Origin of the sequence: Geobacillus zalihae (assembly GCF_030414215.1) — a bacterium.
GTDB lineage: Bacteria > Bacillota > Bacilli > Bacillales > Anoxybacillaceae > Geobacillus > Geobacillus zalihae.
This window is the reverse complement of sequence record NZ_CP129217.1, coordinates 1994831-2008754: the sequence shown is the minus strand read 5'-3', so window position 1 is coordinate 2008754 and position 13924 is coordinate 1994831. Positions and strand designations below refer to the sequence as shown.

The 13924-nt window shown below is 52.6% G+C and carries 12 protein-coding genes; 7 read left to right on the top strand and 5 right to left on the bottom strand.

From position 1 onward, the window contains the following. Positions 1-23: 23 nt before the first annotated feature. The 5 genes from QWV57_RS10075 to QWV57_RS10055 all read right to left on the bottom strand — a co-directional run bounded on the left by QWV57_RS10075 (position 24) and on the right by QWV57_RS10055 (position 4582). Positions 24-1280: a sensor histidine kinase gene (locus QWV57_RS10075; RefSeq protein WP_223813679.1), complete on the bottom strand. Its 1257-nt coding sequence runs from the start codon at positions 1278-1280 to the stop codon at positions 24-26. A 290-nt stretch (positions 1281-1570) separates the two neighbouring features. Next, positions 1571-2221: an amino acid ABC transporter permease gene (locus QWV57_RS10070; RefSeq protein WP_015375051.1), complete on the bottom strand. Its 651-nt coding sequence runs from the start codon at positions 2219-2221 to the stop codon at positions 1571-1573. A gap of 16 nt (positions 2222-2237) precedes the next feature. Further along, complete coding sequence (locus QWV57_RS10065) at positions 2238-2891, bottom strand: amino acid ABC transporter permease (protein ID WP_014196037.1); 654 nt, start codon at positions 2889-2891, stop codon at positions 2238-2240. 88 nt (positions 2892-2979) lie between these two features. Further along, positions 2980-3825, bottom strand: coding sequence for a glutamate ABC transporter substrate-binding protein (locus QWV57_RS10060; protein WP_081132894.1), 846 nt, complete (start codon positions 3823-3825; stop codon positions 2980-2982). A gap of 28 nt (positions 3826-3853) precedes the next feature. Beyond that, a complete protein-coding gene (locus tag QWV57_RS10055; RefSeq protein WP_013145090.1) occupies positions 3854-4582 on the bottom strand; it encodes an amino acid ABC transporter ATP-binding protein in 729 nt (242 codons plus the stop codon). 248 nt (positions 4583-4830) lie between these two features. Here QWV57_RS10055 and QWV57_RS10050 point away from each other — a divergent pair, with 248 nt between their 5' ends. From QWV57_RS10050 to QWV57_RS10020, 7 genes are all read left to right on the top strand, one after another. After that, positions 4831-5778: an aldo/keto reductase family protein gene (locus tag QWV57_RS10050; RefSeq protein WP_013523972.1), complete on the top strand. Its 948-nt coding sequence runs from the start codon at positions 4831-4833 to the stop codon at positions 5776-5778. Between the two features lie 388 nt (positions 5779-6166). Further along, positions 6167-7876 carry a sigma 54-interacting transcriptional regulator gene (locus tag QWV57_RS10045; RefSeq protein ID WP_062898677.1) on the top strand — a complete coding sequence of 570 codons (1710 nt, stop codon included), beginning with the start codon at positions 6167-6169 and terminating at the stop codon, positions 7874-7876. 198 nt (positions 7877-8074) lie between these two features. After that, positions 8075-9262, top strand: a complete 1188-nt coding sequence (locus QWV57_RS10040; protein WP_081132895.1) for an iron-containing alcohol dehydrogenase — start codon at positions 8075-8077, stop codon at positions 9260-9262. A gap of 201 nt (positions 9263-9463) precedes the next feature. Beyond that, a complete protein-coding gene (locus QWV57_RS10035) occupies positions 9464-10924 on the top strand; it encodes a CoA-acylating methylmalonate-semialdehyde dehydrogenase (RefSeq protein WP_081132896.1) in 1461 nt (486 codons plus the stop codon). Positions 10925-11433: 509 nt separating this feature from the next. Then, the gene (locus tag QWV57_RS10030) at positions 11434-11709 is read left to right on the top strand and encodes a UPF0175 family protein (protein ID WP_223813678.1); all 276 of its coding nucleotides are present in this window, start codon (positions 11434-11436) and stop codon (positions 11707-11709) included. Next, positions 11702-12205 (top strand): PIN domain-containing protein, encoded by a 504-nt coding sequence (locus QWV57_RS10025; RefSeq protein ID WP_081132897.1) that lies wholly within the window; start codon positions 11702-11704, stop codon positions 12203-12205. The genes QWV57_RS10030 and QWV57_RS10025 overlap by 8 nt, the downstream gene beginning before the upstream one ends. Positions 12206-12345: 140 nt before the next feature. Further along, the gene (locus tag QWV57_RS10020; protein ID WP_081132898.1) at positions 12346-13797 is read left to right on the top strand and encodes a PTS mannitol transporter subunit IIBC; all 1452 of its coding nucleotides are present in this window, start codon (positions 12346-12348) and stop codon (positions 13795-13797) included. Positions 13798-13924: the final 127 nt, after the last annotated feature.

Sequence of the window (13924 nt, the reverse complement as noted above, 5' to 3'; positions counted from 1 at the left end):
GTTCTCTCCCTTCCTTGACTTGCCTATATGACGGCATTTCCTTGCCGATCGGCGTTGCGATCGGAGAACATTTCGGCGGCGGACGGTGTGTCTTGCAGGAGGCGGACTGTCGGCACGGCAAGACGAAATACCGTCTGCCCCGGCTCGCTTTTGACAAGCTGGAGATGCCCCTCAAGTGTTTGGGCGATATCGCGCGCATGGGTGAGACCGATGCCAGTCGACGGGTTGCCGCGCCGGTCGTATTTCGTTGTAAATCCGGGCTGGAAAATCCAGGCGATGTCATCAGCCGCAATGCCGGGGCCGGTGTCTTCCACTTCGATGATCAGCTCGCTTCCGCGGAGACGCGCATGCAAGGTGACGTCGCCTGCCTTCTCAATGGCTTCGACGGCATTGGATACTAAGTTGTTGAGCACGGAAAGAAGCGGATACAGCTGATCGGTCATAAGATCGATATGGCCGTTGTACGAAAAGGTGATCGTTTTTCCGGATAAGTTGGCGTATTTTTCATTGGCGCGAATGACCATGGCGCACAGTTCGGCGATCGGCACGCGTCCGCGCACCGATTGGCGGCCGATGAGCTTAGACAGGCCGGCGAAAATACGTTGCATATCTTTTTTCGTCTCGTGAATATGTTCGGCAAGCTCCAGGGCGACGCGCGGTTCAACGTGTTTTCGTTCGATCAGCCGCGAGTAAAGGTCATAGCTTTGGCGCGTCATGTCTTCCATGAGAGCCATTGATTTTTGCAAGTAAAACATTTCTTCGTATAATCCGCTGCTCACCATCATGAGCCGCTCGAGTTCTTGCTTTCTCGCTTCAGCGAGTGAACGGACATGCTTTGTCACCCACATATTGTAAACGCCAATCACGCAAAAACTGCGCAAAATGGCGAACAACCATAAGACGATGATCGTTTGGCCGCTTAGGGCAAACGGCTCGCCCATCCCATATCGGATCGCTAGTTCACAGGTGTTCGCCAAAAAGTCGAGCGCTGCTCCAACCGTTCCAGCCTGAATCGGTGCGGCCATTCGTTGGCGAAACCGAACAGCAGCCGCCATCATGGAAAAGCTGATATAATACCCCGCTGCCGGGAGATGGGTCAGCAGACTCTCAGAAATCGACATTTCTCCGGTCAACGAGTCCAGAAAGACACGAAACCCAACGACCGCTGCTCCGGTGCTTGCGCCGATGACAAGCGGCGAAAGGGAGCGAAAGGCGACAAGCCCGAGAAAAAAGACGGCGCTGCCGAGTGAGACGCGAAACGGGCTGTCAAACGGGTTCATTTTCATTTCACCGAGAAACGCAGCAGCCGAAAGCAAAAGCAAAAGAAGCCAAAGCGGTTCTTTTTTTGCTGGTGTCAGTGGACGTCACCGCCTTTGTGAAAGTCGTGAACGAATCTCCAATTCTATTATATAACAGGAAAGCGAAAACAACGGATGATTTTCGTGAAAAAATCTTCATTTCCCTTTTGGCGCCTCAACGAGTGATGGAAATGAACGCTCAAGGAGCGAGCGGTGCCGCGAATGGCAAGAAAAAACCGTATGCCCCAGCTGAAGAAGGGGATACGGTTTCCTTATCGCTGGCGGTATTCCAACCGGCGCGAAACGAGCGACAGCGAATAGTTGACGATAAAGTACATGAACGCCACCAGGATGAAAATCGGGATGACGAAATTGACGTTGCGGCCGTTAATGATTTGCGCATGGTTCATCAATTCCGGCAACGAAATGACAATGGCGAGCGACGTATCTTTCAATAAAGAAATGAATTGGCTGACGATCGGCGGAACCATGCGCCGCAATGCTTGCGGCAAAATGATGTACCATAGCGTCTGCCCATACGTAAGCCCCGATGAGCGCGCCGCTTCGATTTGCCCTTTGTCGATTGACTGCAGGCCGCTGCGGACGATTTCCGACAGCATGGCCGATTCAAAAATGACCAAGGCCGAAATGGCGGCGTATAGTTTATCAAGCTTTAATCCGACTTCCGGAAGGGCGAAATACGTAAAGAAAATGATTAATAACAGCGGCAAATTCCGGATCGTTTCGACCAGCACGGCGAGCAGCTGGGAAAGCACTGGGATTTTCGTATAGCGAATGACCCCGATGACAATGCCGAAGATAAAACTCAAAACAATGGAAATGAACGCCACTTCCAACGTGACGAGAAACCCTTGAAGCAAAAACTTCAAATGGGCGGGCGCGTAAGCACCGGCAAAATCCATCATTTGGCCTCCTTTCCTACCGCGCCTTGAGCAACCGGCGCTCTAAGTAGCCGACGCCAAGGCTGAGCGGGATCGTTAAGACGAGGTAAAACAAGGCGACGAAAATATAAACGTCAAAGGTGACGAACGTTTTCGAGGAAATCAAGTCGCCGTAATACATTAAATCCAATCCGGCGATGACGCCAAGCACCGAAGAGTTTTTCACCAAGTTGATGAACTGGTTGCCAAGCGGCGGAATGACGATTTTCACCGCCTGCGGCAAGATGACGTAACGCATCGCCTGTAAGTAGGTCAACCCGGAGGAACGGGCCGCTTCCATTTGTCCTTTCGGAACGGCTTGAATGCCCGAGCGGATCGCTTCGGCGATAAAAGCAGCGGTATACACCATCAGTCCGAGCGTTCCGGCGGTAAACGAGTCAAACCGGATGCCGACGGCGGGCAAGCCCATAAAAAAAACAAAGACGATCAACACAAGCGGGATGTTGCGGATAAATTCCACGTACGCCGTTCCGATCCAATTGAGCGGGCGAATCGGCGCGATGCGGAAAATGGCGATGATAGTCCCCAGGGCCAAGCTGCCGATCAGCGCCAGCACGCTGGCCTTGATCGTATGGCCAAACCCTTGCATGTACAAATCCCAATGTTCAACTAAAATAGAATAGCGCAACAAGGCTAAACGCCTCCTTTCCTCGCTGACTCATGGCCTGTCCTTTGGGCAAACAGGTGGGCGGATATTGTTCCGCCCACCGTTTCGCCTGTTATTGTTGCGGCTTTTTGCCGATCCATTTTTCGTAGATCTTATCGTATTCGCCGTTTTCTTTAATTTCTTTCAAGTATTCGTTGATGACTTGCAGCAGTTCTTTGTCTCCTTTGCGGACGGCGATGCCGTACGGTTCTTCGGTGAACGTTTCATCAAGGACGCGATAGTTCGGATCTTGTTTGGCCATCCCCCAAAGCAGCGCGTTGTCGGTCGTAAGCGCATCGCCTTGGCCGGCTTTCAATGCGGTAAACGCTTCCGCGTAGTTTTCAAATTCAAGCACGTTGACTTGCGGCGCGACTTTGCGGATGTTTTCCGCCGATGTCGATCCTTTCGCTGTCAGAACGGTCATGCCTTTTTTCAAGTCTTTCACGTTGTTGATCGGGCTGTCTTTTTTGACGAGCAGCGATTGCCCGGCCATAAAGTACACATCCGAGAAATCCACTTCTTTTTTCCGTTCCTCGGTGATCGTCATGGTGGCGATAATGGCGTCAATTTCCCCGTTGTTCAGCATCGGGATGCGCGTTTTTGACGTCACTTCTTTCAATTCAATTTTGTTTTCATCGCCGAGAATTTTTTTCGCCAACCCTTTGGCAATATCAATGTCAAATCCTTCGACTTTTCCGGTTTCCGGGTTTTTCAACCCGAATAAGTTCAAATCATATTTGACGCCAACGATGAGTTTGCCGCGTTGTTTAATTTTTTCAAGCGTATTGGTCGCTTTGGCGGTTTCCGACGATGTTCCGCCTTCTCCTTTGTCCGTTGTGCTGCAGCCCGTTAAAGCAACAGCGCTCAATAAGGACGTCAAGGCGACGGCGATCCACCATTTCCATGCTTTCTTTCTCATGAACAAAACCCCCTTTGATTGACCGGAATTAATGGTTTAAAATGCGGCTTAAAAAGACGCGCGCCCGTTCTTCTTTCGGGGCCGCGAAAAACTCCTCAGGCGGCGCTTCCTCTAAAATGCGCCCTTGATCCATAAAGACGATGCGATCGGCCACCTCGCGGGCAAACCCCATCTCGTGGGTGACGACAACCATCGTCATCCCTTCTTTCGCCAGCTGCTTCATGACATCGAGCACTTCGCCGATCGTTTCCGGGTCAAGTGCTGATGTCGGCTCGTCAAACAGCATGATTTTCGGTTTCATCGCCAATCCGCGGGCGATGGCGACGCGCTGCTGCTGGCCGCCGGACAGCGCGGACGGATAGGCGTTCGCTTTGTCCGGAATGCCGACTTTCTCCAAGTAATACATGGCGATCTCGTTCGCTTCTTTTTCAGACATGCCGAGCACTTTGCGCGGCGCCAACGTGATGTTTTGCAAGACGGTCATGTGCGGGTATAAGTTGAAATGTTGAAACACCATGCCGATATTGCGCCGCAGTTCGTTAATGTTGATGTGTTTGTCGTTCACTTTGATGCCGTCTACGATCAATTCGCCGCTTGAGATCGTCTCGAGCCGGTTGATGCAGCGCACGAGCGTACTTTTGCCCGAACCGGATGGCCCGATAATGACGACGACTTCCCCTTGGTTGATCGTCAAGTTAATGTCTTTCAACACATGAAAATCGCCGTAGTATTTGTTGACTTGGTGGAAATAAATCAATAGCCCCCCTCCTTTGTGACAAATTTGTGAATGTTTTTCGAATTGATTGTAAATGCGCATCTACGAAAATCTACGGAAATCTACAAAAATTTTGTGAATCGATTGAAAAAGACGATGATGGACGCAAAGAAGGGGAAGTCATTTTTTGAATAGTAAGGCAAATCTCTTTGCAAATCAGCGATCGAGGATTATAATGAGGACATGAAGAATTTGGCATTGATTGCCGTCAAAAGGAGAGGGGAGCGAAGGTGAAGTATCGAAAACTCGGCCGCACGGGGCTGAAAGTCAGTGAGATTAGTTTAGGCAGCTGGCTTACATATGGAAATTCGGTGGAAAAAGAAACCGCGATCCGCGTCATTGACAAGGCGTACGAACTTGGCATCAACTCGTTTGACACAGCGAACGTCTACGCGCGCGGGGAAGCGGAAAAAATCGTCGGCGAGGCGCTGCGCAAATATCCGCGCGAATCGTATGTCATCGCGACGAAAGTGTTTTGGCCGATGGGCGACGGCCCGAACGACCGCGGCCTGTCGCGCAAGCATGTGTTTGAGCAGCTCCATGCGAGCTTAAAGCGGCTGCAACTGGATTATGTCGATATCTACTACTGCCACCGCTATGACAAAGAAACGCCGGTCGATGAGACGTTGCGTACGATCGATGATCTCGTCCGCCAAGGAAAAGTGCTGTATGTCGGCGTGAGCGAATGGACGGCCCAGCAAATTCAAGAGGCGCTCGGCGTGGCCGACCGCTACTTGCTCGATCGGATCGTCGTCAATCAGCCGCAATACAACATGTTTCACCGTTATATTGAAAAGGAAGTCATCCCGGTGTGCGAACAAAACGGCATCAGTCAAATCGTCTTTTCGCCGCTCGCCCAAGGGGTGCTGACCGGCAAATACAAACGAGGTCAAGCGTTGCCGGCTGACAGCCGCGCCGCTGATCCAAGAGCGAATACGTTTATCCAAGGATTGCTCAATGACGAAGTGTTAACGAAAGTGGAACAACTCGAAAAAATCGCGGCTGAGCTTGGCATTACGTTGTCCCAGCTTGCCCTCGCTTGGGTGCTGCGCCAGCCGAACGTCGCCAGCGCCTTAATCGGCGCCAGCCGCCCGGAACAAGTCGAAGAGAACGTCAAAGCGGTCGATGTCGTGCTCAGCGAAGATGTGCTCGAGAAAATTGAGGGGATTTTGGCGTAAAAGAGGTGAGGGTGTCCCAAAAGGATCGGGACACCCTTTCTTATTTACTTTTACCGCATATAAGGTATAAAACAAATCATTAAGAAACAATATGTTGTGTTTTGTTTAAGGAAAATTACCCTTTTGGGTCAGCCCCATTTTTTGTCATTGGTACGTGTTTCCCTAGAAGGCTGGTGAAAATCAGCCATTTTTCCTAAATCAACGGTTCTCGAGTGAAGAGAAAGATAGCCTTTTATGGAGCTTTCTAATTTGAGAAATCCCATTGTTGAGCCGTATTTCCTGTTCAATCACCATCCTTCTACAGCATTTCCAAGGAAGGAACAGAAGGATTTTTTCACGCCAACGGCGAACGGTACGGAAAGAGGGAAGAACGAAAGGGGAATGGGGAATGGCGAGTGATTGCAGTGCTTTGCCAACCGTCGTTTGTCGCCAAACGTTGCAAGAAGTCATGCAACGGATGGCGGCTCGTGGGCTTGAGTCGGTGAACGTGATCGATGAGCATGGCCGGACGGTGGGGCGGTGCACGTGGCGGATGATGCTGCGGGCGGCGGCGGATGGGCTCGATCGTTCCATGCCGATAGGGGAAGTATTGATGGCATTTTCCGACAAGTGGGAAACGAAACAGGAAGGCGTCTGCGCTGCAATGCCAATGTCCGAAAGCGATTCCAAAGCAACGAATGAGCTCGAGCGACTGCGGCGTGAGTTGGAGGAAACGCACCGTCTGGCTGAGACGATGAAAACGGTGCTGGATGCGGCGTACGAAGGGGTGGTTGTCGTCGATGAGGGCGGCGTGGTTCGTGAAATCAACCGGGCGTATTGCCAGTTTCTCGGCATTCGCCGGGAAGAAGCGATCGGAAAACATGTGACGGAAGTGATCGAAAACACCCGTCTGCACATTTGTGTTCAATCGGGCATTCCAGAAAGAGGATATATTCAAAAAATTTACGGCCAGCCGATGGTTGTGCACCGCATCCCGATTTGGCGGGACGGCAAGGTGATCGGGGCGATCGGGATGCTTATTTTCCAAGGGGTATCGGAAGTATATGAAATTTTCCGGCGCCTGCAGGAGCTGTCGCGTGAGGCAAGCCGGAAGGAGAAGAAAGAAGCGAAACCACAGGAGACGGCCGCCTCCGCCCCGAAAGGAATCGAGCGGATCATTGGCCGCCACCCGTCGATCGCCGCTGTGAAGCAGATGATTCGTCGGGCGGCGCGCGTGCCGTCGACGGTGCTCATTACCGGTGAAAGCGGAACGGGGAAAGAGGTGGTGGCGCGGGCGATCCATGAAGCTGGGCCGCATGCGGACGGACCGTTTGTCAGCGTGAATTGCGCCGCCATCCCTGAGTCGTTGTTGGAAGCGGAACTGTTCGGCTATGAAGATGGGGCGTTCACCGGTGCGAAAAAAGGGGGCAAGCCCGGCAAGTTTCAACTCGCCCATGGAGGGACGCTGTTTTTGGATGAAATCGGCGATATGCCGCTTGCCATGCAGGCGAAAATTTTGCGCGTCTTGGAAGAAAAGAAAGTGGAAAAAGTCGGCGGACTATACGAAACCAAGGTGGACGTGCGCATTATTGCCGCGACGAACAAGCCGCTCGAGGAGATGGTGCGGAATGGAACCTTTCGCGAAGATTTGTTTTATCGGTTGAATATCATTCGCATTCATCTTCCGCCATTGCGCGAGCGGAAAACGGATATTCCCGCGCTGTTGGCTTACCATATGGATCGGATGTGCCGGCAGTTTGGCGTCGCGTTGAAGTCGTTTACCAAAGAGGCCATGGAAGTGCTTGTCCACTATTCATGGCCGGGGAACGTCCGCGAGCTGGTCAACGTCGTCGAATGGCTGATCAGCATGGTCGAAGGGGAAAAAGTAGAACGCGAACACTTGCCGTCTTACTTGTCGACCGTTCAACCGGCAGCCTCGTCTTTGCCAAACGGTGGTGTGAAGATGGCTGATCGGTGGAAAGAAATGGTCTATCAATCGGAACGTGAGCGCATCGCTGCGGCGCTGGTGGCGGCGGGCGGCAACAAGGCGGAAGCGGCAAGGAGGCTCGGCATTCACCGCTCGACGTTATATGAAAAACTGAAAAAATACGGATTATAGACACAACGGCGGAACAGCCGTTGTTTTTGTTGTGATGTCGGATTAGTGTCTGGTTATTGTATGATAGATGTCTTGTTTGTGTCGGTGATGGCGCTTTTGTTTTGAATCGACTTCCTTGTTGCGGTGCGCTTTGTATGTTGGCACGAAACTTGCTTTCTAAAAGAGGTGAAACCGTTATCCAAATCAGGAGGGGACGCGATGTACGAATTGTTGGTGCCCAGCCGGGTTGTGTATGGGCGCAATACGTTCGCCGAAGTCGGCCCACAGGCAAAAGCGCTCGGGACGAAAGCGCTGATCGTCAGCGACCCGGTGATGGAGAAAATCGGCCTTGTCGCCCGTTGCGAGCAATACTTGCAACAGGTGGGGATGACGTTTGCCAAGTACACAGGGGTTGACACGGAGCCGACGGATGTCCATGTGAAGGAAGCGCTTGACGTCTGCCGGAGCGAGCAGTGCGATGTCATTATCGCTCTTGGCGGCGGCAGCAGCATCGACGCCGCCAAAGCGGTGGCGGTGATGATCACGAACGAAGGAACGATCAGCGACTATGTCGGCAATCAGAAACGGTTTACCGAAAAACCGCTGCCGCTCATTGCTATTCCGACAACAGCCGGAACGGGTTCAGAAGTGACGAAAGTGACGGTCATTATTGATACGAAGACAGACGTCAAAATGATGATTTCCCAGCCGGCGCTCCTTCCGGCCGTGGCGATCGTTGATCCGCTTCTCACCATCTCATGCCCGCCATCCGTTACCGCGGCAACCGGTGTCGATGCGCTTTGTCACGCGATCGAGGCGTATATTTCCCGACGCGCCCATCCGGTGACCGATGTGCTGGCGCTCTCTGCCATTGAGGCGATCATCGGCCATTTGCGCCGGGCGTACGAAAACGGCCAAGACATCGAAGCGCGGGAAAAAATGGCGATCGCCGCCATGAAAGCGGGCATGGCGTTTTCCAACGCCTCGGTGACGCTTGTGCACGGCATGTCGCGGCCGATCGGAGCGCTCTTCCACGTGCCGCACGGCGTGTCCAATGCGATGCTGTTGCCAGGGGTGCTTGAATTCACAAAAGACAGCGCCACAGAACGGTTGGCGGTGATTGCCCAGCTCATCAACCCGCAGCTGAAGGACGTTTCCGATGCCGAAGCGGCCGATGCGCTTGTTGAAGAAGTGAAGCAGCTTTGCCGTGATTTGCACATCCCGAATATGAAAACATGGGGCATTGACAAAGCGGCATTCGACAAAGCGGTCGATAAAATGGCGGCTGATGCGCTGGCGAGCGGCAGTCCAAGCAACAATCCGAAAGTGCCGACCCATGAGGAAATCGTCGCCTTGTACCATTATTGTTATGACTATCAGTACGACACCAAAACCGTAAGTTCGTAAATGAGTCCGACGGCTGGGATGGCGATTGCAGGACGCATGACAGCGACCAGCAGCAAACGGACAGCAAAGAACGCCGCTTTTTGGAAGCGTTCAGCCCGCCGGCCGTTTCCGCGAAAGGAAGCGCTCGTCGATCATCCATAGCCCTTGTGTGCGTTCATGAACCAATCTTTTGAAAGATCGACTAGAAAGGTGGTTTCATCCATGAGTTCCGTGACCGAAACGAAAACATTGAAAAATTTTATCGGCGGCCAATGGGTCGCGTCAACATCCGGAAAAGAAGAAATCGTGCCGAACCCGGCGACAGGAGAAGTGCTGGCGAAAGTGCCGCTCTCTTCGCGCGAGGAGCTTGATGCGGCGGTGACGGCTGCGAAAGAAGCGTTCCGCGAATGGCGCAAAGTGCCCGTTCCGCGCCGCGCCCGCATTTTGTTCCGCTACCAGCAGCTCCTTGTCGAGCATTGGGAGGAGCTTGCCCGCCTTGTGACATTGGAAAACGGCAAAGTGTACGAAGACGCCTACGGCGAAGTGCAACGCGGCATCGAATGCGTCGAATTTGCGGCGGGAATTCCGACGCTTATGATGGGCCAACAGCTGCCGGATATCGCGACCGGCATCGAATCGGGCATGTACCGTTACCCGCTTGGCGTTGTTGCCGGCATTACGCCGTTTAACTTCCCGATGATGGTGCCGTGCTGGATGTTCCCGCTTGCCATCGCCTGCGGCAATACGTTCGTGCTGAAGCCGTCCGAGCGGACGCCGATGCTCGCCAACCGTTTGGCAGAGCTGTTCACCGAAGCCGGCCTGCCTGCAGGAGTGTTGAATATTGTTCACGGAGCGCACGAGGTGGTCAACGGCATCCTGGAGCATAAAGACATTAAAGCCGTCTCGTTCGTCGGCTCGCAGCCGGTCGCCGAGTATGTATACAAAACAGCCGCCGCCCACGGCAAGCGCGTTCAGGCGCTCGCCGGTGCGAAAAACCATTCGATTGTCATGCCGGACGCCGACCTCGATATGGCGGTGACGAACATCATCAACGCCGCGTTCGGTTCGGCGGGCGAGCGGTGCATGGCATGCTCGGTCGTCGTTGCAGTCGGCGATATCGCCGATGAGTTGGTCGAACGGCTCAAAGAAGCCGCCGACCGCATCCAAATTGGCAACGGGCTCGACGAAGGCGTCTTTTTAGGCCCGGTCATCCGCGAGTCGCATAAAGAGCGGACGATCAAATACATCGAAATCGGCGAAAAAGAGGGGGCGCTCCTTGTCCGCGACGGACGCCGCGACTCGGCGACAAGCGGAAAAGGGTACTTCATCGGCCCGACGATTTTCGACCATGTCAAACCGGGCATGACGATTTGGACGGATGAAATTTTCGCCCCGGTTCTGTCCGTCGTCCGCGCCCGCGACTTGGACGAAGCGATTGAGATCGCCAACCGATCGGAATTTGCCAATGGCGCCTGCATCTACACCGACAGCGCCAAAGCGATCCGCCAGTTCCGCGAAGAAATCGACGCCGGCATGCTTGGCGTCAACGTCGCTGTCCCGGCGCCCATGGCGTTCTTCCCGTTCTCGGGCTACAAAAACTCGTTTTACGGCGACCTCCATGCCAACGGCCGCGACGGCGTCGAGTTTTACACGAGAAAGAAAATGGTGACGGCGAGATATTAGTAAAATAGGCTGTAAGAGGGTGTCCCAAAAGGATCGGGACACCCTTTCTTATTACCGTATATAGACAATATGTTGTGTTTTGTTAAGGAAAATTACCCTTTTGGGTCAGTCCCCTTTTTATCACCTCGAACCGAGAAGGCCTCAACTTCCAAGCATGAGCGTAAGTGGGGGATGAACCGGCGTCTTCCACCAACGATCTTCCCCTTGCACCAAAAGAACAAAGGAAGGGCTTCGATTGCGATCTTTTTGAGGAAGCTCAACGGTGGGATGCACAGGGATGGCTTAGCTGACAGCTTACCGTATGTTAGGGTGTTCCCGAGAATCCCCTACTTCTCTACGTGAGCGCGGGTGGGGAGTGTTCAATTGAGTCGGTTTCATTTCCGGCGTATTGAGTATGTAGTAAAAATTTAGGGAATGCTATTCGTTCCGTGACAGCATCCAAAAGGCGCGAAGTGTGATAGAATAAAATAAAAAAGGGTGTGAGTTCAATGGCCATGGACTACTTTCAGGTGAACTTGCCGAAAGAGTTTTTGCCCGCCATTAATGAATTGGAAGGCAACACAGTTGAGGCAAAAATAAAGCTTTCATTGGCGATTGGTTTGTTTGTTGGAAAACAGGTGACGCTGGCGAAAGCGGCTGAATTGGCAGGAAAATCCTTAGGGGAATTTATCGATGTATTGCGTTCGAAGGCGATTCCTTGGATGGAATATACGGAGGAACACATCAAAGATGATTGGGACACGGTGCAAAAATTGAGCAAAGAAAATAGGGATCACAATGAGTAGGGTTACGGTTAATTCTACACCGATTATAGGTCTGTCGATCGTTGGTCAATTGACTCTTTTGTCTGACCTATTTGATGGAGTATATGTTCCGGAAGCTGTCTATCAAGAAATTGTTCATCACCATGCCCCACGCCATTATGGAAAAGAGGAGCTCAAACGATTGGTCAGCGAGGGGGTGTTTCGACTATACCATGTAAAAAATCGCAGCCTTGTTGAAAGTTTATATGGAAAATTCCATGCCGGGGAGTTAGAAGTTATTATTGGAGCGAAAGAACTTGGTGCTCAAGTCGTTGTGATTGATGAGCATGCTGCCAGATCCTTGTCGAAACAATTCCTTTTACGGCCTATCGGTACAATCGGAGTTTTGATTCTGGGAAAGAAAAACAGGAAAATAGCGGAAGTCAAGCCGCTGTTAGACACTTTGCTTGAAAATGGATTTTATCTCTCCCAACGTCTCTATCGAGAGGCGTTGTCGTTGGCAGAAGAAACGCCGTAACCCCGCCCGCCGCGCTCGGCTTTTCCTTTTTAACCCCTGTCAACAACCCCCTTGACAAAATCGCGTTTACTTATCATTGAAGGGCCGGTTGTAAGCGTTTTAAGATAAAGATACAGTCAAGCAAAAGGAGGAGCGACGTTATGACGCATACAACCGGAAACGAAACAGGCTTCCGCGTGAAGATTCAGCGGTTTGGCAGTTATTTGAGCGGCATGATTATGCCGAATATCGGGGCGTTTATCGCCTGGGGGCTGATTACCGCCCTATTTATCCCGACGGGCTGGTGGCCGAACGAGACGTTTGCGAAGCTCGTCGGGCCAATGATTACGTATTTGCTGCCGCTGTTGATTGGCTATACGGGCGGCAAAATGGTGTACGACGTCCGCGGCGGTGTCGTCGGGGCGACGGCGACGATGGGCGTGGTCGTCGGTTCGGACATCCCGATGTTTTTAGGTGCGATGATCATGGGGCCGCTTGGCGGTTATGTGATCAAAAAAGTGGATGGATTGTTCCAAGGGAAAGTCAAGCAAGGATTCGAGATGCTTGTCAACAACTTTTCGGCCGGGATCGTCGGCGGCGTGTTGACGCTCCTTGCCTTTAAAGGAGTCGGCCCGGTCATCTCGCTCATCAGCAAAACATTAGCAGCGGGAGTGGAAAAAATCATTGACTGGCATTTGTTGCCGCTGGCGAACTTGTTCATCGAGCCAGGGAAAGTGCTGTTCTTGAACAATGCGATCAACCACGGCATTTTAAGCCCGCTTGGCGTCGAGCAGGCGGCGAAAACGGGAAAATCGATCTTGTTCCTGCTCGAGACGAACCCAGGTCCAGGACTTGGCATTTTGCTCGCGTATTGGCTGTTTGGCAAGGGGATGGCGAAACAGTCGGCACCAGGGGCTGTGATTATCCACTTCTTAGGCGGGATTCATGAAATTTACTTCCCATACATTCTCATGCGTCCGGTCTTGATTTTAGCGGCGATGGCGGGCGGCGTGAGCGGGGTGTTCACGTTTACCATCCTCAACGCCGGGCTTGTGGCCGTGCCGTCGCCGGGAAGCATTTTCGCCTTGCTGGCGATGACGCCAAAAGGGAATTACTTTGGCGTGCTAGCCGGCGTGTTCGTCGCCGCTGCGGTATCGTTCCTCGTCGCGTCGGTGTTCTTGAAATCGGCGAAACAAAACGAAGAGGAAGAAGACTTGGCCAAGGCGGCAGAAAAAATGCAACAGTTAAAGGGGAAACAAAGCCAAGTGGCGGCCGCGTTGCAGCAACAAGAGGAAGTGGCAGCGGCGGTGGCGGAACAGGCCGTCCCTGCACGGGTCAAAAGAATTGTCTTTGCGTGTGACGCCGGAATGGGCTCGAGCGCGATGGGAGCATCGATTTTGCGCAACAAAGTACAAAAGGCCGGGCTCGATATCGAAGTGACGAATACAGCGATCAACCAGCTTCCGGCCGACGCCGACATCGTCGTTACCCACCAAAACTTAACCGACCGGGCGAAAGCAAAATTGCCGAACGCCTACCACGTATCGGTTGAAAACTTCTTAAACAGCCCGAAATACGATGAGTTGATTGAACAATTGAAAAAGAATGCGTAAATCGGCATGAAGCGCAGGGGAATGGCGTTCCCCCTGCGTTTTGTTTTGCGGAATCCGGCTGTTTCGGTGGGGCAGCCAGCGGGTTTCGTTTGGTGCCGAAACAGGAACTGTGAATGTGAAATTAAAA

What these genes read in the sequence shown, in the direction of transcription:
- QWV57_RS10020 (WP_081132898.1), top strand. Translation starts at nt 12,346, where the DNA reads ATGACGCATACAACCGGAAACGAAACAGGCTTCCGCGTGAAGATTCAG.
- QWV57_RS10060 (WP_081132894.1), bottom strand. Translation starts at nt 3,825, where the DNA reads ATGAGAAAGAAAGCATGGAAATGGTGGATCGCCGTCGCCTTGACGTCC.
- QWV57_RS10025 (WP_081132897.1), top strand. Translation starts at nt 11,702, where the DNA reads ATGAGTAGGGTTACGGTTAATTCTACACCGATTATAGGTCTGTCGATC.
- QWV57_RS10040 (WP_081132895.1), top strand. Translation starts at nt 8,075, where the DNA reads ATGTACGAATTGTTGGTGCCCAGCCGGGTTGTGTATGGGCGCAATACG.
- QWV57_RS10035 (WP_081132896.1), top strand. Translation starts at nt 9,464, where the DNA reads ATGAGTTCCGTGACCGAAACGAAAACATTGAAAAATTTTATCGGCGGC.
- QWV57_RS10070 (WP_015375051.1), bottom strand. Translation starts at nt 2,221, where the DNA reads ATGGATTTTGCCGGTGCTTACGCGCCCGCCCATTTGAAGTTTTTGCTT.
- QWV57_RS10075 (WP_223813679.1), bottom strand. Translation starts at nt 1,280, where the DNA reads ATGAACCCGTTTGACAGCCCGTTTCGCGTCTCACTCGGCAGCGCCGTC.
- QWV57_RS10045 (WP_062898677.1), top strand. Translation starts at nt 6,167, where the DNA reads ATGGCGAGTGATTGCAGTGCTTTGCCAACCGTCGTTTGTCGCCAAACG.